General features: G+C 70.7%; 18 protein-coding genes. 10 read left to right on the plus strand and 8 right to left on the minus strand.

Translation table 11 applies throughout. The features are described from left to right. Positions 1–49: 49 nt before the first annotated feature. A complete protein-coding gene (locus tag BMW88_RS20575) occupies positions 50–469 on the minus strand; it encodes a DUF2690 domain-containing protein (protein ID WP_089952965.1) in 420 nt (139 codons plus the stop codon). Positions 470–662: 193 nt separating this feature from the next. Here BMW88_RS20575 and BMW88_RS20580 point away from each other — a divergent pair, with 193 nt between their 5' ends. Together BMW88_RS20580 and BMW88_RS20585 are read left to right on the plus strand one after the other, a co-directional pair. Continuing rightward, on the plus strand, positions 663–1325 hold the full coding sequence (locus BMW88_RS20580; RefSeq protein WP_089952966.1) for a DUF2306 domain-containing protein: 663 nt from the start codon (positions 663–665) through the stop codon (positions 1323–1325). Between the two features lie 27 nt (positions 1326–1352). After that, positions 1353–1997, plus strand: coding sequence for a peptidylprolyl isomerase (locus tag BMW88_RS20585; RefSeq protein WP_089952968.1), 645 nt, complete (start codon positions 1353–1355; stop codon positions 1995–1997). On the opposite strand, the gene BMW88_RS20590 is transcribed toward BMW88_RS20585, so the two are convergent. Further along, positions 1969–2922: a hypothetical protein gene (locus BMW88_RS20590; RefSeq protein WP_143116167.1), complete on the minus strand. Its 954-nt coding sequence runs from the start codon at positions 2920–2922 to the stop codon at positions 1969–1971. The genes BMW88_RS20585 and BMW88_RS20590 overlap by 29 nt on opposite strands. Before the next feature lie 164 nt (positions 2923–3086). Here BMW88_RS20590 and cobF point away from each other — a divergent pair, with 164 nt between their 5' ends. The 3 genes from cobF (at position 3087) to BMW88_RS20605 (ending at position 6875) form a co-directional block, all read left to right on the plus strand. Further along, the gene (gene cobF / locus BMW88_RS20595) at positions 3087–3830 is read left to right on the plus strand and encodes a precorrin-6A synthase (deacetylating) (RefSeq protein ID WP_089952972.1); all 744 of its coding nucleotides are present in this window, start codon (positions 3087–3089) and stop codon (positions 3828–3830) included. 204 nt (positions 3831–4034) lie between these two features. After that, positions 4035–4925 carry a helix-turn-helix transcriptional regulator gene (locus BMW88_RS20600; protein WP_245777935.1) on the plus strand — a complete coding sequence of 297 codons (891 nt, stop codon included), beginning with the start codon at positions 4035–4037 and terminating at the stop codon, positions 4923–4925. A 177-nt stretch (positions 4926–5102) separates the two neighbouring features. Beyond that, on the plus strand, positions 5103–6875 hold the full coding sequence (locus BMW88_RS20605) for an alpha/beta hydrolase (protein WP_089952975.1): 1773 nt from the start codon (positions 5103–5105) through the stop codon (positions 6873–6875). Positions 6876–6932: 57 nt separating this feature from the next. Here BMW88_RS20605 and BMW88_RS20610 read toward each other — a convergent pair whose 3' ends face one another. After that, the gene (locus BMW88_RS20610; RefSeq protein WP_089952977.1) at positions 6933–7628 is read right to left on the minus strand and encodes a PP2C family protein-serine/threonine phosphatase; all 696 of its coding nucleotides are present in this window, start codon (positions 7626–7628) and stop codon (positions 6933–6935) included. Positions 7629–7680: 52 nt separating this feature from the next. Between BMW88_RS20610 and BMW88_RS20615 the strand changes: the two genes are divergently transcribed. Beyond that, a complete protein-coding gene (locus tag BMW88_RS20615; RefSeq protein WP_342715167.1) occupies positions 7681–9063 on the plus strand; it encodes an HsdM family class I SAM-dependent methyltransferase in 1383 nt (460 codons plus the stop codon). 109 nt (positions 9064–9172) lie between these two features. Continuing rightward, entirely contained in the window at positions 9173–10123 is a 951-nt protein-coding gene (locus BMW88_RS20620) for a serine/threonine-protein kinase (protein WP_089952981.1), read from the plus strand. Here BMW88_RS20620 and BMW88_RS20625 read toward each other — a convergent pair. Both BMW88_RS20625 and BMW88_RS20630 read right to left on the minus strand, forming a co-directional pair. Beyond that, positions 10029–10892, minus strand: coding sequence for a DNA-3-methyladenine glycosylase family protein (locus tag BMW88_RS20625; protein ID WP_089952983.1), 864 nt, complete (start codon positions 10890–10892; stop codon positions 10029–10031). The two genes, BMW88_RS20620 and BMW88_RS20625, sit on opposite strands and share 95 nt — an antisense overlap. A 138-nt stretch (positions 10893–11030) precedes the next feature. Beyond that, positions 11031–11741 carry a response regulator gene (locus BMW88_RS20630; RefSeq protein ID WP_089952985.1) on the minus strand — a complete coding sequence of 237 codons (711 nt, stop codon included), beginning with the start codon at positions 11739–11741 and terminating at the stop codon, positions 11031–11033. Between the two features lie 204 nt (positions 11742–11945). Between BMW88_RS20630 and BMW88_RS20635 the strand changes: the two genes are divergently transcribed. Both BMW88_RS20635 and BMW88_RS20640 read left to right on the plus strand, forming a co-directional pair. Continuing rightward, positions 11946–14345 carry an ATP-binding protein gene (locus BMW88_RS20635; RefSeq protein ID WP_089952987.1) on the plus strand — a complete coding sequence of 800 codons (2400 nt, stop codon included), beginning with the start codon at positions 11946–11948 and terminating at the stop codon, positions 14343–14345. A gap of 452 nt (positions 14346–14797) precedes the next feature. Then, on the plus strand, positions 14798–16408 hold the full coding sequence (locus BMW88_RS20640) for a glycosyl hydrolase family 18 protein (protein ID WP_089952989.1): 1611 nt from the start codon (positions 14798–14800) through the stop codon (positions 16406–16408). 81 nt (positions 16409–16489) lie between these two features. Here the strand turns inward: BMW88_RS20640 and BMW88_RS20645 are convergent, their stop codons facing one another. The 3 genes from BMW88_RS20645 to BMW88_RS20655 all read right to left on the minus strand — a co-directional run bounded on the left by BMW88_RS20645 (position 16490) and on the right by BMW88_RS20655 (position 20044). Then, positions 16490–17581 carry a serine hydrolase domain-containing protein gene (locus tag BMW88_RS20645; RefSeq protein WP_089952991.1) on the minus strand — a complete coding sequence of 364 codons (1092 nt, stop codon included), beginning with the start codon at positions 17579–17581 and terminating at the stop codon, positions 16490–16492. A 91-nt stretch (positions 17582–17672) separates the two neighbouring features. Next, positions 17673–18752 (minus strand): serine hydrolase domain-containing protein, encoded by a 1080-nt coding sequence (locus tag BMW88_RS20650; RefSeq protein ID WP_089952993.1) that lies wholly within the window; start codon positions 18750–18752, stop codon positions 17673–17675. A gap of 14 nt (positions 18753–18766) precedes the next feature. Next, positions 18767–20044 (minus strand): M14 family zinc carboxypeptidase, encoded by a 1278-nt coding sequence (locus BMW88_RS20655; RefSeq protein ID WP_089952995.1) that lies wholly within the window; start codon positions 20042–20044, stop codon positions 18767–18769. A gap of 229 nt (positions 20045–20273) precedes the next feature. On the opposite strand from BMW88_RS20655, the gene BMW88_RS41965 reads away from it, so the two are divergent. Next, on the plus strand, positions 20274–20411 hold the full coding sequence (locus BMW88_RS41965) for a hypothetical protein (RefSeq protein WP_177221213.1): 138 nt from the start codon (positions 20274–20276) through the stop codon (positions 20409–20411). Positions 20412–20413 lie beyond the last annotated feature (2 nt).

Here is a 20413-nt window from a genome sequence, read left to right on the forward strand (position 1 = left end):
GTGCGAGACGGAGGTCAGTCGGTGATGTAGCCGGTCACGGCACGCCCCCTCAGCAGTCGCTCGACTGGAGCCGGGCGGTGTGGTGGGCGCCGTCGCGGTCGACGTAGGCCACCTCGCCGCGGGCGCAACCGGGCGCGTACACCATGTTTCCCCAGTGGTTGCCCGGCGTTCCCGGCGCGACGAAGCCGACGCGGTCGCTGCTCGTCCACACGGTGATGCGCAGTGCCGAGTCGCCGCCGGAGTAGTTCGAGATCCGCACCCAGTTCGTCCGGCACGCGGGCGACCAGCGCAGCTCGGCCGTGCCGGACGTGAACATCGCCGCGGTGTCGGCGACCGTCGTGCTACCGGCGCACCCGGCGGCGACGGGGTCCTCGCCGTTGCACCCGCGTCCGCTGCACGACGCGGCTTGCGCGTCCGGCGCCGCCAGGAACAGGAGCGCGGTCGCGGCGATCAGGGCTGTCGGCTTCATGGCGCTGACCCTGCCGGGGTGCGCTCACAGCGACCTGACAGCTACACCCCGTCAGGTGTCAGCGGGGTGTCAGAACCGCAGCACAACGCTGTTCCGTCACCGTGCACAGCCCGGACGCGGCCGCCGGGCCGCCTTGCCCGGGACGTCAGCGAGCGGTGCGTGAGCGGTAAGCGGTTGTTGTGATCGTGGCGCCATGACGTGGTTGCGCAAGCCTTGGGTGGGCCCGTTGGCCTTCGTGGTGGTGGCGTTCGTGGCGTTCTCGCTGCCGCCCTACCTCACCGGTGACCGTGTGCAGGCGCGCGTGCAGTCGGACTGGGGACCGCACTACCCCCTGCTCGTCGTGCACGTCGTCTGCGGGGCGGTCGCGATTCTGACGTGTGTGGTGCAGATCTGGCCGTGGTTCCGTGGCCGCTTCCCCGCATGGCACCGCCGCATCGGCCGTGTCTACGTGTGGGGCGGTGTGCTCCCCAGCGGTCTGGCCGGGCTGGTCGTCGGCTGGATGACGCCGTTCGGGCCGGTCGCGGCGGTCAGCAACGTGATGCTTGCCCTGCTGTGGCTGCTGTTCACCTCACTGGCGTGGCGTGCGGCGCGGCGGCGGCAGTTCCGGGACCACCGCAAGTGGATGATCCGCAGCTTCGTGCTGACCGTCTCGATCATCACCAACCGGATCTGGGGCGTGCTCGCGTTCCTCTTCCTGGCGGGCAGCGTGCCGGAGGAGGAGCTGCCGAACACGATCGCCGGCATCTCGACGTGGACCGGCTGGGTGGTGCCGCTGCTGGTCTCGCAGTGGTGGCTGGAGCGCAGGCCCGCGCAGCGCCCCGCGGCGGTCGAGCAGCGGGAAACCGTTCCCGTGTGAGGGTCGTGGCGGCTACGGTCGGCACCCATGAGGCTACTGCTCGCTGTCTTGATGATGGTCGTCCTCGCCCCGGTCGCGTCCGCCGAGCCGCTGACCAGGCCGCCGACCGCGAAGTGCGAGTTCATCCCGACGCCGGAGAACCCGGCGGCGCGCCCGGTGCCGGTGCCGTCCGCCGTCGTGCCGGCGAAGGGCACGGTGAAGGTCACCATCGTGACGAACTACGGCGTGGTCGTGGCGAAGCTCGACCGCGCCAACGCGCCGTGCGCGGTGGAGAACTTCGCGCACCTGGCGCGGCACTGGTTCTACACGATGACGCAGTGCTGGCGCCTGACCGACACCGCGCGCCTGGGCGTCCTGCAGTGCGGTGACATCTACCGGGCCGAGGAGGGCGGCCCCGGCTACCGGTTCGCCGACGAGGTGACCGGCGCCGAGACCTACCCGCGCGGCACCATCGCCTACGGCAACCAGGGACCCGGCACGAACGGCAGCGAGTTCTTCATCGTGCACTCGTTCGCCAACATCCGGCCCGTCTACACCGTGATGGGCCACGTCATCCACGGCATGGACACGCTGGACCGGATCGTCGAGGCCGGGATCGTGCCGCAGCCGGACGGGACCCTGGACGGCGCGCCGAGGAAGCCGGTCAGGATCCTGCACGTTCTCGCAGGCTAGCCAGGACCTTCCCGACGATCCCGGACGGGAGCATGCCGAGCCCGTCCAGCAGCTCGGGACCGCGCTCGCCGGCCAGGACGCGCCGCAGCGCCCGTGCCAGCGGCGCCGAGTCGGCTCCGCGCTCCAGGCCGGCGAGCGCGGTCTCGAGCTGTCCGGTCAGGTCCGCGGCGCCGGACGCGTGCAGCACCACCGCGGTCATGACGGGCGTCCAGTCCCGCATCGCCTCGCCCGCCCGCTCCATCGCGCGGTCGACCACCTGCTGCAGCTCGTCGGGGACCTCCTGCGGCAGGCGGTCGAGCAGCTCCCGCAGCCGCACGCCCCCGGTTTCCCCCGCCAGCGCGCAGATGTCGTCCAGCGCGATGCGTTCCGGCAGGCCGAAGGCGAACGCGAACATCGCGATCATCTCGATCTCGGCGCCGAGGGTCGGCGCGTTCGTCCTCACGGCGATCAGCGCCGACGCCAGGTAGTGCGCGAGCACCGCGGGCGACGCCCTGTCCAGCCGGCCGAGCAGCACGGCGAAGTCGTGGTGGCCCGTGCCGATCTCGCCGGGATCGCCTGCCTCGTAAGCCCGGCGCAGCGCCTCGGCCTTCGCCTCGACGGCCCGGTCGTGCCGCCCCAGCCGGTCCTCGAGCGCCGCCAGCTCGTCCCACCGGCCGAGGCGGCGCAGGTACGGCGCGGCGTGCGCGAGCAGACCGGGCTTCTCGACGTCGGCGGCGACCTCCAGGGACGCGATCCAGTTGGCGGCCCACTCCTCGGCCACCGCCCGCGCGAACCCGGGATCCACCACCGCCCGGCCGGCCTGCTCGGCGGCGGCCAGCAGGCGCACCCGCTGCCCCTCGAACTCGACCAGGCCGTGCTCGGCCAGCACCGCGAGCTGGTCGTCGGCGTCGCGGAGGAAGTACCGGTACCGGTCCTGCTCCTCCATGCAGCACAACCTGAGGAACACCTGCTGAGTCCGCGCCGGCAACTCCACCCGTGCAGCTTCGAACGCGCCTGCCCCGCCGTCAACACCCGCGTCGGCACCCGGCCGGTCGCGCGCGGTTGATCGACCGGCCGGGTGCCGGCGGCGCGCTGAGTTAGTGTGTCTCGGTGCGAAAGATCCTGGTCATCGGTATCGGCGCGGGCAACCCCGACCACCTGACGGTGCAGGCCGTCAAAGCGCTGCAGACGGTCGACGTGTTCTTCGTGCTGGACAAGGGATCCGTGAAGCAGGAGCTCGTCGACCTGCGCGCCTCGATCCTGGCGGAGCACGTGACGCGCCCGTACCGCTGGGTCGAGGGCCGCGACCCGGAGCGCGACCGCACCCCGGCCGACTACGTCGCGACGATCGACGCCTGGCGCCGGGCCCGCGCGGACGTGTGCCTGGAACTGCTCGCCGAGCTGGGCGAGGACGAGGTCGGCGCGTTCCTGGTGTGGGGCGACCCGTCCCTGTACGACTCGACCCTCGCGATCCTCGACGACCTGCTCGGCCGCGGCGTGGAGTTCGACGTCGAGGTGATCCCCGGCGTGACCTCCGTGGCGGCGTTGACGGCCGGTCACCGCGTGGCGCTGAACCAGGTGGGCAAGCCGGTGCAGATCACCACCGGGCGCCGGCTGGCGGCCGGGTGGCCGGCCGGAGTGGACGACGTGGCCGTGATGCTGGACGCCACGTACTCGTTCGAGGGCGTCGACCCCGACACGTGGATCTACTGGGGCGCCTACCTCGGGATGCCCGACGAGGTCCTGGTGTCCGGGCGGGTCGGGGACGTGGCCGCGCGGATCCGTGCCGTGCGCGAGGAAGCCCGTGCGCGCAAGGGCTGGATCATGGACACCTACCTGCTGCGCAGGACCTGATCCCCGTTCCGGCGGCGAGACGGTCCACAAAGGACAGAGTGCCTCGCTGAACCGGTGGCCGCCACCACCGCCGCACGGAGCGTTCGACGGGCTGACGGGTCGCGCAGCCGGGCGTGCCGCGGACCTCCCCGGCCGCGGCCCGGCCGTCCCGCGTCGCGCATGTTCGACCAGGTACCTTCGATTCAGATCACCGAAGGGAGTCGTGTGCACCAGGGGCTGTCGCCGGAAGCCGAGGAGCTCTACCTGGCGATGCTGTGCGGATCTCCCGCGGAACCCGGCCCCGCGCACGACGAGCTCGTCCGGGTGGGGCTGGTCAGGAACGACGCGGTGCGGCCGCCGCGGTCGGCGCTGGCCGCGATCGCGTCGAGCCACGAGGCCGCTGCCGCGAGGGCCAGGGAGACCGCGGAGGTGCTGGCCGCCGCCTACGCCGAGCACGGCGCGAAGGAGGTCGACTTCGTCGAGGTGCTCACGGAGGCGGACGAGGTGATCAGCACGTTCGAGGAGATGCAGGGCCAGGCCAAGTGCCAGGTCCGGGCGCTCGACCCCGGTTCGTACCTCAGCCCGCAGCCCGAGGCGAGTCCCGCCCAGCCTCCCGCGCTCGCCCGCGGTGTCGCGTACCGGGTCGTGTACGACTCCGGGCTCCTGCAGACCGAGGCCGGGTTCGCCTCGGTCCAGGAGAGCATCGCGGCGGGCGAGCAGGCGCGGACGTTCCCCGGGGTGCCGCTCAAGCTCGTGATCGCCGACGCGGACCGGGCGTTGATCGCGGTGCCGACGGTCACCGGCGGGAACGTCGTCGCGCTCCTCATCCACCCGTCCGTGTTGCTGAGCGCGTTGATCGAGCTGTTCGAGGCGTTCTGGCGGATGGCCGTGTCGATCACGCCGGGCGGCCACGCGGACACCGTCGAGGAGCCGACGACGGCGACCCGGAGGTTGATGGCGCTGCTCAGCGCCGGTTTGACGGACGAGTCGATCGCGCGCGAGCTGGGCGTCAGCGAACGGACCGTGCACCGCCGGGTGAGCCGGCTACAGCAGTTGCTCGGTGCGCAGACCCGGTTCCAGCTCGGCGTGCAGGCCTCACGACGCGGCTGGCTCTAGTTACCCCCAGTCACGACCATCGCGGGTGTTCATCACTCTGCGAACCCTTCCGGTGACAGTTTCCGGACATGGCGACTTCCTGCCATCACCCAGGAGTGTCAAACGGCGGCTTCCCCCTTCTCCCCAGTTGCAAGCGCGGCCTCACCGGCCGTGCGGGGGCAGATAGGGGATCCACCAGTGAGGAAGTACTTCAGAGGCGGTGTCGCCGCGCTGACCGGGGCGCTGGCCGCGACGAGCCTCGTGCTCACGCCCGCGGCGGGCGCGGCGCCGGCGCGGGAACCGGACACGGCCACGCTCGCGGGTGCGCTGACCACCCAGGCCGTGCAGTGGGAGGAGTGCGCGTTCCCCGGCGTCGACGAGGCGACCGTCGCGAAGTTCAAGACCGTCAAGGGGCTCGCCTGCGCCACCGTCCAGGTGCCGCGCGACTGGCACAACCCCGCCGACGGCAACACGATCGGCATCCGGGTCTCCAAGACCGAGACCGCGTTCAAGGGCACCAGCCGCCAGGGCATCGCGCTCGTCAACCCCGGCGGTCCCGGCGGCTCCGGCCTGCCGTGGGGCGCGGCGATGGCCCTGCGCTCCCCGGTGCTCGCCGGCCAGTACGACTTCATCGGCTTCGACCCGCGCGGTGTCGGCCTGTCCACGCCGCTCACGTGCAGCTACACCGTCCCGAACAGCACCGACGTCAACGTGCTGAACAAGGCGAAGGTCGACGGCTGCCTGGCGAACCCGCTGACCAAGTTCATCAACACCGAGCAGACCGCCTACGACATGGACTTCATCCGCGTCCTGCTCGGCGAGAAGAAGATGAGCTACATCGGCTACTCCTACGGCACGTGGCTCGGCACCTGGTACGCCGCCACGTTCCCGGGCAAGGCGCACCGCTTCCTGCTCGACTCGGCCGTCGACGCCTCGCAGCCCACGCTCGAGAAGACCTGGGACCTCCAGCCGCGCACCCGCGACCGCCAGTTCCAGGAGGCGCTGCTGCCGTTCATGGCGCGCAACGACGCCGACTACGGCCAGGGCACCGACCCGATGGAGATCCGCCGCAAGTGGGAAGAGGGCGGTGGCACGCGGGAGTTCGTTGGCCAGCTCTTCGTCGCGTGGTTCGTGATCCCGGCGATGTACGACACCTCGCAGTACCCCACCGCCGCGGCCGCGGTCGCCGCGGTGATCGCCACGGCGACCCCGGCGGGCACCGACTCGGAGCGGGTCGAGCAGATCGTCGCGAGGATGCTGGCGGTCCCCGGCCTCACCGACGAGAACAAGGCGTTCATCGCCAAGGGCAAGCAGAACGCGCTCGCCGCGATCGCCAAGAAGGAGCGCGTCGCGGTGAAGACCACGACCGCCGCCGCGGAGGTCGAGTCCTGGGACGCGTCGTTCGAGGCGATCCGCTGCCAGGACGGTCAGTGGAACCAGAACCTGCACTTCTGGAACTACTGGCTGGCCGACCTGACCATGAACGCGCCGTTCATCGCGCCGTTCATGAGCACTCCGCTGTGCGCGTACTGGCCGGCCACGATCTCGATGCCGAAGCCGGACAAAAAGACGTTCCCGCGCCTGCTGGTCGCGCAGAGCGAGCTCGACGCCGCCACCGCGTACGAGGGTGGTCTGGCCACGGCGAAGGCGCTGCCGAACGCGAAGATGATCAGCGTCGACAACGAGGGCTCGCACGGCCTGTTCCCGTACAACACGGACTGCGTCGACGACCCGATCGTCTTCTACTTCCAGACCGGTGCGACCCCGCGCAAGCAGTTCACCGGCTGCCAGGCGCTCCCGCTGCCCGGTGAGGACAAGACCTACGACGTCGGCGGCAAGCTGGCCAACGGCAAGGTGAAGATCAAGATGATCACGCCGGCCGTCAAGGAGGCCAACAAGATCGTGAAGGACCTGCTCAGCGGTTCCGCCACGGCGGCGGCCGACGAGTCGGGCATGCCGGCCAACCTGTAACACCCGTGATGAGCCACGACCCCCCGGCGCGTCGCGCCGGGGGGTCGTTCCAGTTCCCTAGCGCTGCCACCACTTCTTGCGGACCACGTCGACGACCACGCAGGTGATGTTGTCCGGGCCGCCGTTGCCGTTGGCGAGCGCGACGAGCTGCCAGGTCGCCTCCGTGCCGTCCTCAGTGGACAGCAGGATGTCGTGGACGTCCTCGATGTCGGTGTAGTCGGTGAGACCGTCGCTGCAGATCAGGTAGCGGTCCTCGATCCTCGCCTGGTGCCAGGAGAGGTCCGGCTCGTGCGAGTTGCCCGACTGCAGTGCCCGCAGCACGTACGCGCGGCGCGGGTGGACGAGTGCCTCCTCCGGCGTCATGCGACCGGCGTCGACGAGCGCCTGGACCATCGTGTGGTCGTGGGAGATCTGGCGCAGCTCGCCCTCCCTGAGCAGGTACGCGCGGGAGTCGCCGATGTGGGCGAGCTGGAAGGCGAGGCCCTCCCAGCGCATCGCGGTGAGCGTGGTGCCCGCCCCCTGCGGGACCTCCGCGTCGAGCCGGCGCGCGATCTCGGCCACGGCGGGGCCGAGATCGCCCCGCCACTCGGCGAGGACGTTCACCGCGAGGGCGCTCGCGAGCTCGCCGTGCTCGTGGCCGCCCATGCCGTCGGCCACGGCCTGCAGGTCCGCGCGGACGTAGACCGAGTCCTCGTTGTGCTCGCGCACAAGCCCGGAATCGGTCGCCACGGCGATGCGCAGCTCGTGAGTCATGGCTTCAGTAGAACACTTGTGAAGTCACTTCACAAGCAATACGGTTGTGAACGTGGATGAGACGGTCAACGCCGGTGACATCGCGCGCCTCGCCGACGTGGGGCGGGCGGCCGTCTCGAACTGGCGACGGCGGTTCGAGGACTTTCCGGCGCCGGTGGGCGGGACGGCCTCCAGTCCGTTGTACCTGCTGCGCGACGTGGAGGCGTGGCTGCGCCGCAACGGCAAGCCGTTCCGGGTCTCCCCCGCCGAACGGCTCTGGACCCGGCTGCGCACCGTCGACGACCTGAAGCTCGGCGAGGCCCTGGCCGCCGTCGAGGCCGACGCGGCGACGTTCGAGTTCCTGCACGAGCGCTACCTGGAAGCCCACTCGCGCCTGGTCAACCCCACTCCGCCCGAGGTGGTCGACATCGTGCTGGCCACGACCGACGGCGACACGGTGATCGATCCGGCGTGCGGCACCGGCAGCCTGCTGAAGGCTTCCGCCGCCCGCCGGAAGATCGGGCAGGAGCTGGACCCCGTGTCCGCCGCCATCGCGCGCCGGCGCCTGCCCGGTGCGCGGATCGTCACCGGTGACTCGTTGCGGCACAACGGCATCGACCACCGCGCGGACGCTGTGATCTGCGACCCGCCGTGGCACGACCGCGCGTGGGGCCACGAGGAGCTGGTCGGCGACCCGCGCTGGACCTACGGGCTCCCCCCGCGCGGCGAACCGGAGCTGGCGTGGGTGCAGCACTGCCTCTCGCTGGCCAAACCCGGCGGCCTGGTCGCGGTGCTCCTGCCGTCGGCGGCGGCGTCCCGGCGGCCGGGCAAGCGGATCCGCGGCAACCTCCTGCGCGCCGGCGCGCTGCGCGGGGTGGTGACCGTGCAGCCGGGCCGCGACCTGTGGCTGCTGCGCAACCCGGTCGGCAGGGCGCCGGACCACATCGCCCTGCTGGAGCGGCCCGGCCCGGTCGAGCCGAACACGCGGGTCATCGACCTGCTCGACGACGACGTCGACCTCAGCCCGTCCCGGCGCAGCGGCACCGACGTGTCGGCCTACCTGGAGGCGCAACCGGCGTTCGCCGTCCCGCCCCTGCCGCGGCTCCTGCCGCAGGCCGGCACTCCGATGACCACGATCGGCGACCTGGTCCGCTCCTGCCCCGGCCCGCACGTCGTCGTGGCCCCCACCGGCGCGACCTACGGGATCGACCCGGCCAGGCTGGACCCCGACTTCCTCGAGGGCCTGCTGCGCGCCGCGTTCGCCCGCACCCCGACCGGCTCGACCCGGCTCGACGTGCGCCGCACCCAGGTGCCGTCGCTGCCGATCGCCGGGCAACGCCGCTACGGCCGGGCGTTCGCGCAGCTCAAAGCCCTCGAAGCCAGCTTGGAGGAGGCTGCCGCGCTGGTCCGTCTGGGCTATCATGGGCTCCTCAGCGGACAGATCGAGCCGGCGTGACCGCACCAGGTTCACCCGATCGAGATGCCCTGAAACGTTGTTACCGATCCCTCGCTGTACGAGGAAGCGCGCGGGCCGGCGAACGGGGACCTGCGGTTAGGCTTCGCCCGTGCTGATCGCCGATCGCTACGAGCTCGACGACCTGCCGCTGGGGCGGGGTGGCATGGGTGCCGTGCACGAGGCCAGGGACCTGCGCCTGGACCGGCGGGTCGCGGTGAAGCTCCTGCGCCTCCCCGGCAGCGACGACGAGGTGCGGCACCGCTTCACGCGCGAGGCGCGGATCGTCGCCAACCTGGAGCACCCCGGCGTCCCGGTCCTCTACGACTTCGGCACCTACGAGCAGCGCCTGTTCCAGGTGATGCAGTTCGTCGACGGCGTCACGATCGCCGACCTGGTGGGCGAGTTCGGCCCCCTGCCGGAGGCGTGGGCGGCCACCATCGCCGCCCAGGCCGCCGCGGTGCTCGCGGCCGCCCACGAGCGCGGCATCTGCCATCGCGATCTGAAGCCCACCAACCTGATGCTGTGCCAGGACGGCGCGGTGAAGGTGCTGGACTTCGGCCTCGCGCTGCTGCGGGAGAGCGACGTCGCGCCGTTCAGCCGGGCGGGCCAGATCCTCGGCACGCCGTCGTACATGGCCCCCGAGCAGATCCAGCGCGGGACCGCCGAGCCCCGCAGCGACCTGTACGCGCTGGGCTGCGTGCTGCACGAGATGCTGACCGGTGAACAGCTGTTCACGGGCCCCACGGCGTACGCGGTGTTCGACAAGCACGTCAAAGAACCGCCGCGGCGGGTGGCGAGCCCGCTCGACCCGGTGGTGCAGCGGTTGCTGGCCAAGGACCCCGCCGACCGGCCGGCGACGGCGTTCGAGGTTTTCGGGGCCCTGCAACCGTTTGCGCAGGACCCGCCGCCGCTGCCGGGCTTCGTGCGCGACGGGTCGGCGGCGGCGATGTACGCGAGCGTGCAGCTCAGACCGGGATCCGGTTCACCTCGTGGTCACCGGTCGCCCACAAGTGCTGCACCGCGTACGCACGCCACGGCCGCCACGCCTCCGCACGCCTGAGCAGGGCCGCCGGTGTGACCGGCAGCCCCAGGGCCTCGGCGGCCAGCTTGATGCCGAGGTCGGTGGGCAGGAACGCGTCCCGGTCCCCCAGCGACCGCATCAGGATCGACTCCACCGTCCACGGCCCGAACCCGGGCAGCGAGGTCAGCCACTCCCGCGCCACCGCCCGGTCGGCGCCCGGCGACAGGTCCAAACCGGACCGCAGCGCTCCCAGCAGCGCGGCCATCGTGCGCCGGCGCGACTCGGGCATCGCCAGCTCCGCGGGGTCGAACTCCAGCGGGAACAGGAACAGGTCGCCCACCGGCGTGCCGTGCCGCGCCACGAGGCGCGCGGCGTGCGTCCGCGCGGCTTTCGTCGACACCTGCTGCCCCAGCACCGCGCGAATGGCGAACTCCGCGCCGTCCACCGTGCGCGGCACCCGACGACCGGGTGCGGCGGAAACCAGCGGTGCGAGAAGCGGGTCAGCGGACAGCACGGCATCGACCTCGGCCGGATTCATGTCGAGGTCGAGCAGAAATCGGCAGAGGTCCAGAGCTTTGTCCAGATCTCGCTCGTCGGACAGTTCCACAGTGCACGCGATGTGGTCCGGAAAAGGTTGCAAAGCCGCGATGCCACAACCGGAAGGAAGTCGCAAGTTGCGCCGGTAGACACCGTCGCGCCACTCCTCCACGCCGGGAACCGCGGTGGCGATGAGGTGGCCGAACAGGTTGCCGGGATGCAGAGGTGCTTGAAATGGCAAGCATTCCGAGAACGTGTGCAGCAGCCGCATGGACCAAGCATGCCCGGATTCCAACCGAGACGCTGGCGGGAATACGACCTCATTCCGGACGGGGCCAACCGGGTGATCTGCTTCGCAGCCGGAAAATCCGTGGCTAGGCTGGTTCTGCGCCGTTGCGGGAGGGCCGGTTCAGCAGGGAAGGGCGGCGTCGCGTGCGATGAGAGCGGCTTGGACGCGGTTGTCGCACCGCAGTTTGGTCAGCAGCCTGCTGACGTGGGCCTTGATCGCCCCTTCCGAGAGGTACATGAGCCTTGCGATGCGCGCGTTCGCCATGCCCTGCGCCAGGTACACGAGCACTTCCTGCTCGCGCCTGGTGAGCAGGCTGATGCGGCTGCGCGCGGCGTCGCGGCGTTCGGAGTCGGCGCCGGTGAAGTGGTCGACGAGAGCGCGGGTCGCGGACGGCGAGAGGACGGCTTCACCGGCGGCGACCGCGCGCACGGCGTTCACGAGCGCGCCGGGTTCGCCGTTCTTGAAGAGGAATCCCGCCGCTCCGGCGCGCAACGCCGGGAAGAGCACCTCCTCGGTCTGCGGGGTGCACAGCACGACGACCTGGGTTCCCGGCGCGTGCCTGCGGACCATCCGCACCGCGACCAAGCCCTCCATGCCGGGCATGGCGGCGTCCACCAGCAGCACCTGCGGACGCCGGCGCCGCACGAGCTCCACCGCGCCACCACCATCGCTCGCCTCACCGACCACCACGAGACCGGACCGCTCCAGCACACCGCGGACGCCGGCGCGCAGCAGGACCTCGTCGTCCGCGATGCCGACGGTGATCGTGCGCGGCTCGTCCACCAGTTGCAGACCTGTGCTCGCCCACGAGGTGCTGGGTGTCAACGTCATGCGCGCTCCCTGTCAGACCGGACCAGTCACCAGTTTGTTCCCGAACGAGCCACTGGGGAAGGCAGGCATAACGACCAGGTCGCGACCCGTCTCGCGCACGCGGAGGCGCAACGGACCGCACGCGGCAGGTCATCGGCCCCGACCTGCGCGTTCGCCGCGGCGCGACGGGGACGGCCCGCCGTTACGGCTGGAGGAGAAGGACTCATGACCAGCACCGGACGATGCGCCTTGTGCGCCGGCGCGCTGCCTCCCGCCACCTCCGGACAGCGCAGGTCCTACTGCTCCAACGCCTGCCGCCAACGGGCCTATCGCCGCCGCACCACCGTTTCCGCGACGACGGCCGCAAGGCAGCACCCGCGCGTGCTCTCGAACCTGCCCGCCGCGCGCGACACGTTCGTCGGGCGCCAGCAGGAGCTCACGAAGCTCGACCAGTTGTTGCGCAGGCACCGCCTCGTCACGCTCGTGGGCAGTGCGGGCGCGGGCAAGACGCGGCTCGCCCTGGAGGCCGCGGGACGGCTGCGGCGCGGGCGGACGGACCGGGTGCTGCTCGTCGAGCTCGGCGAGCTGGGCCCGCACGACGTGCTGCCCGCGGTGGCCGGAGCGCTCGGCGTGACCGCGCAACCGGACGAACCGTTGCGCGACACCGTCATCGAGACGCTCGTCAACATGAGGGTGGTCGTGGTCCTCGACAACTGCGAGCACCTCCTCGACACGTGCGCCGAGCTCGTCGACCTGCTGCTGAACCGCTGCCCCGGGGTGCGGGTGCTGGCCACCTCGCGGGAAGCGCTGTGGATCACCGGCGAGGTGAGCTTCCCCGTCGAGGGGTTGCCCGTTCCCCCAACGGATCGGGACCTGGTCGCCACGGCCGCGCCGCGCTCCGAGGCGGTGAGGCTGTTCGTCGACCGGGCCCGGGAGCGCGAGCCCGGCTTCCGGTTGACGGCGGGGAACACCGCCGCCGTCGCGCTGCTGTGCGCGCGGCTGGAGGGCATGCCGTTCGCGATCGAACTGGCGGCGCGGTGGGTGCGGTTGCTGCCGGTCGCGGACATCTGCGACCGCGTGGACGAGCCGCTGGAGCTGCTGACGCTGGGCTGCCGCAAGTCCCCGGCGCGGCAGCGGTCGCTGCGCGAGGCGATCGAGTGGAGCTACCGGCTGCTGGAGCCGGCCGAGCAGTCCGCGCTGCGGCGGCTGAGCGTGTTCGACGGCGACTTCGACCTGGTCGCGGCCACGGAGGTGTGCTCGTCGCGGCAGTCCGCGGAGCCCGTGCTGGACGTGCTGTCCCGGTTGCAGGCCAAGTCGTTGCTGACGGCGGTCCCCGGCACGACCCGGTTCCGGCAGCTCGAACCGGTCCGGTTGCTCGCCAGGGAGAAGCTGCTGGCGGCCGACGAGCGGGACATCGCCCACGAGGCCTTGGCCCGGTGGTTCACCGACCTCTCGGACGCGCTGATCACCGCGCCCCTGTCGGTGTCCGCCGAGGTGCAGCACCGGCTCGACGACCACGCGGACAGCCTGCTCGGAACCGTCGAGTGGGCGGCGGACCGGGCCGACGAACGGTTGCTGTTGCTCACCTCGGCGCTGGCCGACTGCACGGCACGGCGCGGAAAGCTGGGCCTGGCGCGCGCGATGCTGCGCGACGCGTTGCGCCGACCGTCCACTCGGGACGATTACCGGTGCGTCGCGCTGAACCACGCCGCCCGGCTGGCGGCCGAGCAGGGGGACCACGGCGAGGCGGCCGAGCTGTCCGGTGAGGCGGCGCGGCTGGCGCGGGACATCGGGCAACCGGCGTTGGCGATGAGCTGCCACAGCACGCTTGCGGCTGTGCAGCAGTCATCCGGCGAGTGGGAGGCGTCGGCCAAGAACAACACCGAGTGCCTGCGGGTCGCGGAGTTGCTGGGCGAGCCGCTGGCTCGTGCGACGTGCCTGGTGGATCTGGCTCGCACGGCGTTGTCGATGGGCAAGCCGGAACGGGCGGAGAGGAACGTCCTGAAAGCGCTGCCGCTCTCACGTGCGTCGGGTGCTCCCGCGCGCATCGCCTCGGCTTTGAACACACGCGGCGCCGTGGCGTTGGTGCAGGACGACCCGGACGAGGCCATGCACGCCTTCCAGGAGGCCCTGCGGATGGACGGTTTCAACCCGTTGACCGCGCCGGACGCGCTCGAAGGCTTGGCCGTGGTGGCGTCGATGCGAGGTCGGGCCGAGCGCGCGCTGCGGCTCGAAGCCACCGGACGGGCCATGCGACGTTCGGTCGGGGTGGTGCCGAACCCGTTCTGGGCGGAGAAGGTCGCGGGGGCCATGCGCACCGCACGGCGGATACTGCCTGCCGCACGCGCCGAGGCCGCCTCCACGCCGTTGACCGCCGCAGAGACCGAGGCGCTCATCCAGGACGAGGTGTGGCTGGACCGCACGGCCGCCGATGACTCGCTGGACGACCACGAGCGACGGCTGATCGCGCTGCTCACCTCGGGCCTCACGAACAAGCAGATCGCGTACCGGCTCGCGGTGTCCGTGCGGACCGTCGCCTCCCGGCTGCAACGGCTGCGGGACAAGCTGGGACTGCGGAGCCGCGAGGACGTCGCGGCCTGGGGCGCGGAACGCGCCATCGGCTGAGCGCGCCATCGGCTGAGCGCGCGGCCCGTGGCCGACGGGTCTCCCCGGCTTGCCACAGGTGTTCGAAGGAGGTGCCCGGCCGGAACGGGCGGTCCGCGGACATCCGCGGTCACCGGATCCGCGGGCCGGCGCACCGAAGGTCGCCGGAAGGCGGTCGTGCTCCTCCGGCTGCACGCGGCAGGAACTCAGCCCACGCCACGCAGAACGCTTTGGCATGGAACGAAGTCAGGGCTGTCGTCCCCTCCTCCGTCAGTGATCCGCACCGGACTCGACCGGGAGGGCTGCCGTCTCGGCGCCCCTCCAATGGTTAACCAAGTAGACAAAAATGGACAGCCCCGGTTTCGGAACCGATCACGGACTGCTCCATTCGAGTGACGGCAGAGGTCTAGACCTTGACCGGGAAGTGGTCTAAACCACATCGTTCCCGGTACCCCCTGCGACTGAGGAGACCGATGTCCAAGTTCCGATGGCATCTAGCTGCTCTCTTCGCGGCCGTCGCCGCGATGGTCCTCGGCATCGTCGTCGTGCCCGCTGCTAGCGGTGCCGGTGGCGTGTCCGCCACGTTCTCCAAGGGTTCGGACTGGGGAACGGGCTTCGAGGGCAAGTACACGATCACGAACAACTCCACGGCGGCCCTGACGTCGTGGACCGTCGAGTTCACGCTTCCCGCCAACCACCGCGTGACCTCGGTTTGGGACGGTAGCTACACCACGTCCGGTCAGACCGTCACGGTCAAGAACACCTGGAACGGCAACATCGGCGTCGGCGGGTCGGTGAGCTTCGGCTTCAACGGCGCGTACACCGGCACGTTCGGTGCGCCGACCAACTGCAAGCTCAACGGTGGTTCGTGCGAGGCGGGCGGGACGAACCCGACCACCACGACCACGACGTCCACCACCACCACGACGACCACGACGACGACCACGACCGGTCCGCCGCCGCCTCCAGGGAAGATCAACCTGGGTTACTTCGCGGAGTGGGGCGTCTACCCGGCTCGCAACTACCAGGTGAAGAACATCGACACCTCCGGTTCCGCGAGCAAGCTGACGCACATCAACTACGCGTTCGGCAACGTGACCAACGGCCAGTGCACCATCGGCGAGGCGTTCCCGGCCATCGAGAAGGCGATGACCGCGGCGGAGAGCGTGGACGGCGTCGCCGACACGTGGGACCAGCCGGTGCGCGGCAACTTCAACCAGCTGATGAAGCTGAAGAAGAAGTACCCGCACATCAAGGTCCTGTACTCGTTCGGTGGCTGGACCTGGTCCGGCGGCTTCGGCCAGGCCGCGCAGAACCCGGCGGCGTTCGCCGAGTCCTGCTACAAGCTGCTCGAGGACCCGCGCTGGGCGAACCTGTTCGACGGCATCGACATCGACTGGGAGTACCCGAACGCCTGTGGTCTGACCTGCGACACCAGTGGTCCGGCCGCGTTCAAGAACCTGTCGCAGGCCCTGCGGGCCCGCTTCGGCTCGAACTACCTCGTCACCGCGGCGATCACCGCTGACGGCTCGGCCGGCGGCAAGATCGACGCGGCCGACTACGGTCCCGCCGCGCAGTACCTCGACTGGTACAACGTCATGACGTACGACTACTTCGGCGCGTGGGCGGCTCAGGGCCCGACGGCTCCGCACTCCCCGCTCACGTCGTACAGCGGCATCCCGACCGCCGGCTTCAACTCCGAGGCCGCGATCTCGAAGCTGCGCAGCAAGGGCGTTCCGGCCAGCAAGCTCCTGCTCGGCATCGGCTTCTACGGCCGCGGCTGGACGGGTGTCACGCAGGCCGCCCCCGGCGGCACCGCGACGGGTCCGGCTCCCGGCACGTTCGAGGCCGGCATCGAGGACTACAAGGTCCTGAAGACCAAGTGCCCCGCCACCGGCACGATCGCGGGCACCGCCTACGCGTTCTGCAACGGCGAGTGGTGGAGCTACGACACCCCGCAGACGATCACCAGCAAGATCCAGTGGGCTCGCAGCCAGGGTCTCGGCGGCGCGTTCTTCTGGGAGCTCAACGGTGACACCCCGAACGGGGAGCTGATCACCGCGATGAAGAACGCCCTCGGCTAGCCGGGGTAGTTCTTCCACAACACCGGGAGGGGAGCTGGTCAGCCCAGCTCCCCTTTCGCGTGCCCTCGACCAGATCAGCGATCAGCAGAAGACCTCGTCGAGGAGCTTGGCGAAGGCGTCGCCGGGGTCACCGGAGGTCGGTGCGCTGGTGGCCGACAGCTCCAGGCGCTTCTTGGTGTCCGGCGTCGACAGCAGCTCCGTCGAGTAGCCGGGGATGCCGCCGCCGTGGCCCCACACCTTCGTGCCGCAGGGCAGGGTCTGCACGGCCAGGCCGAGGCCGTACTCCGGGCTGACCTCCGTGGTCCTGCTGATCTCCTGCTGCTGGGCCGGCTTGAGCAGCCTGCCGCTCGACAGCGCCACGATGAACGTGTCCAGGTCGCGGGTCGTCGAGATCATCTCGCCGGCCGCCCACGCCACCGACGGGTTGAGGCGGGTGATGTCGGTGGGCTTGCCGTTCACGGTCCAGTAGCCGTGGGCGTGCGGACCCCTGATGTTCGGGTTGTCGCCCGGCACCTCGGTGTCGCGCAGGTGCAACGGCTTCAGGATCCGCTGCTCGACGGCCTTCTCGTACGGCTTGCCGGTCAGCTCCTCGACCAGCAGGCCCGCCACCACGTAGTTGGTGTTGGAGTAGCTCCACCGGGTACCGGGCTCGAAGTCGAGCGGCTTGGCCGTGGAGATCGCGAGGAGCTCCTGCGGCGACCAGTGCTTGTAGCGGATCTTCTCGAACTCGTCCGGGCTGAGCGGCAAGGCGTTGGTGTAGTTGAACAGGCCGCTGGTGTGCTGCAGGACCTGCCGGACGGTGATGCGGTCGTCGATCAGACCGGGCAGGTAGCGCACGACCGGTGCGTCCAGGTCGACCTCGCCCTCGCCCGCGAGTTGCAGCAGCACCGTCGACACGAACGTCTTGGTGATGCTGCCGACGCGGAACCGGCCGTCCAGCGGCACCGGCCTGGCGCTGTCCAGCTCCGCCTTGCCGGACCGGGCGGTGAATCGCTCCCGCCCGTCCGTGACGCGGGCCTGCACGCCGAGCGCTCCCCCGCTGCGCGTGATCTGGTCGAGGGCCTGCTGGACGACCTGGCGGTCGGCGTTGCCCACCTCCGCCGACGCGACGCCCGCCGTGGTCAGGACCAGCAGGCTCGCCGCGGTGACTGTGGCTGTCAATCGAATCCCCATGCCCCCACCCTGGCCGGGCGCGGAGCCGTCCGCATCCACCCTGAGTCGCAACACGTCTCGGGGTTTGCCCTTGGGACGTTCAGCGGGGCGTTCAGCAGAAGATCTCGTCGATGAGCCGGGAGTAGCCCGGTGAGGGGTCACCGGTGCCGAGCCCGGCGGTGGCGGAGAACTGGGCGCGGCGCTGGAGGTCCGGCGTCGAGTAGGCGTAGCTGACGAAGCCGGGCACGCTGCCGGGGTGGCCGATGATGGTGGTGCCGCACGGGGCCTTCTCCACGAAGACACCGAGGCCGTAGTCCGGGCTGACCGGGGTCGTCCTGGTGAGCTCCCGCTGCTGGGCGGGCTTGAGCAGCCTGCCGGTGAGCAGCGCGGTCTGGAAGGTGTCGAGGTTCCGGGTGGTCGAGATGACGTCACCGGCGGCCCAGAAGACGGACGGGTTCCAGCGGGTGGTGTCGACCGGCCGGCCGTTCACCAGGCCGTACGAGCGGGCGTGCGCACCGCGGATACCGGGGTCGTCGCCGGGGAACGTGGTGTCGCCGAGGCGCAGCGGCTCCAGGACGCGGTGGGCGACGGCCTCCTCGTAGGTCTTGCCGGTGACCTTCTCGATCAGCAGGCTGAGGACGACGTAGTTGGTGTTGTTGTACTCCCACGCGGTGCCGGGCTCGAACTGGAGCGGCCTGCTCGTGGCGAGCGCGACGAGCTCCTCCGGCCGCCACTGCCGGTAGCGGATCTCCTCGAAGCCCTGCGGGTTGAACGGCAGGGCGTTCGTGTAGTTGAAGAGGCCGCCGGTCATCTGGAGCAGGTGGCGGACGGTGATCCGGGGGTCGACCAGGCCCGGCAGGTGGCGGTCGACGGGCTCGTCCAGCGAGACCCGGCCCTCGCCGACGAGCTGCAGCACGACGGTCGAGGTGAACGTCTTGGTGATGCTGCCCGCGCGGAACCGGCCGGTGACCGGCACCGGGCGCGGGTGGTTCAGCTCGGCGGTGCCGGAACGCGCCGTGAAGCTGTTCCGGCCGTCCGTGACGCGCAGCTGCACCCCCTGCGCGGCCGCGCGCGTGATCTCGTCCAGCCCCTGCTGGACGATCCCGCGGTCCACCCGCTGGTCGTCGGCGACCGCGGTGCCGGTGAAGAGCAGCCCGAAGGCGGTGATGGTGGCGAGCAAGCGTTTCCCCATGCCACCACAATGCGTCAATAGGGGCGTTTCGCTGCATTCATGGCCGAAACGAGCATGGGCCGCACTTTCGGCCAATGCACGCTCTGCTGGCACGAGTACAGCGGGACGAAACCACCGCATTCGCCCGTCTGGGCGCCGATCTCCCACACGAAGCTCGGCACGCCCAGGTCGTCGTACACCCAGTCGTCCGTGGCCCCGGAGGCGTTGTAGAGCAGTTCACCGGGCTGCCCGGCCCGGAAGCCGGACTGCGCGGCCATGTCCTGCGCGATCCTGCGCAGCGCGGCGTCGTTGCCGGTCTTGCGGGTGCTCCAGCCCCACGGGAAGAGAACGTAGTTGCCGTAGCTGTGCATGGAGATCACCGCGCCGGTGGTGTCCGGTGTGGCCGCCGCGGTGTCACCGGGCGCGCGGGTGTCGCGGTAGAGCTTGCGCCACAACGACTGCAGTGCCTGGAGCTCCACCTCCGAGTCGGCGTGCGGGCCGCGGTAGACCTCGCTGCACTTGTTGGTCGACGAGCCGGCCTCTCCCCAGTGCGAGCCGGCGTTGCGGTTGAGGTCGACGCCGCGCGGACCGGAGGTGCAGGTGCCGTTGGCGTTCTTGCGGTGCAGGACCGGGACGTCGCCACCGGACTCGACGATCTCGACGCCGTCGGGGTTCGCGATCGGGACGACCCAGACCTCCACGTCGCCCAGTGCCGCGGTGAGGTCGGAGCCGACCAGGTCGTCGATGAACCGCCACGCCATGTCGCCGGTCGTGATCTCACGGGCGTGGAGCTGGCCCATCACGAACAGGCGCGGTTTCGGCGCGGTGGGCGTCAACGCGCAGTCACCGGGACTTTTCCGGGTGATGCAGATGGCTTTGAGGTCGTACCCGCCGGCGCCCTGGGTCTTGCGCCAGGAGTCGCCGTAGTCGACGACGGTGGCGAGATCGGGGTGCGCGGCGGCCACCTCGTCGAGGTGGGCGAGGTGCGCGGTGATGGTCCGGTAGCCGCCGTAGTACGTCGAGTCCGCCGGAGAACGCGGCGCCCACTGGGACGGGGGCACCACCTTCTCGACGGAGGACCGGAAACCGTCGGCGCGCAGGTCGTCCGCGGTGTCCGCGTCGCCGAGGACGAACAGGTCGTCGCCGTCGCGTTGCTCCAGCACGTCGTAACCCCGGCCGAGCAGCCGCTGGGCGGAGTCCCCCAGCGGGGCGGGCACGCGCAGCACGAACGTCGCTTGTGGACCCTCCGCCGGAGCCGGCGCGGGGCTCAGGACCAGGGCGAGTGAGGCGAGCAGGGCGACGACGATCCGCATGATCGACGATCATGGGACGTCCCGGCGCACCGCGCCAGTCGGTTCGACCGACCGGATGATTACCGCCCGGTTCACGGGACCGGGAAAGCGCCACTTGGCAGACTGTGACGAAAATCAATAGGATTTTCCCCAGCACCGCAGCGGTTATTGTGCTGACAGGCCGAAACCGACTCGACGGACAGCGAGGACCGCACACACCAGTCTCGGGAAGAAAACGGGAGCGCGAGCCATGGACCACCTCTACAACGACGGTGTCGCTGAGATCTCCTACCACGGGTCGCCGGACCACCTGTACTTCCCCTGGCGCGGTTCCCTCACTGACGACGACGAAGGTCTGGAGCCGACCATCGTCCGCAGCATGGACTGACG

Origin of the sequence: Lentzea xinjiangensis, assembly GCF_900110955.1 — a bacterium.
Taxonomy (GTDB): domain Bacteria; phylum Actinomycetota; class Actinomycetes; order Mycobacteriales; family Pseudonocardiaceae; genus Lentzea; species Lentzea xinjiangensis.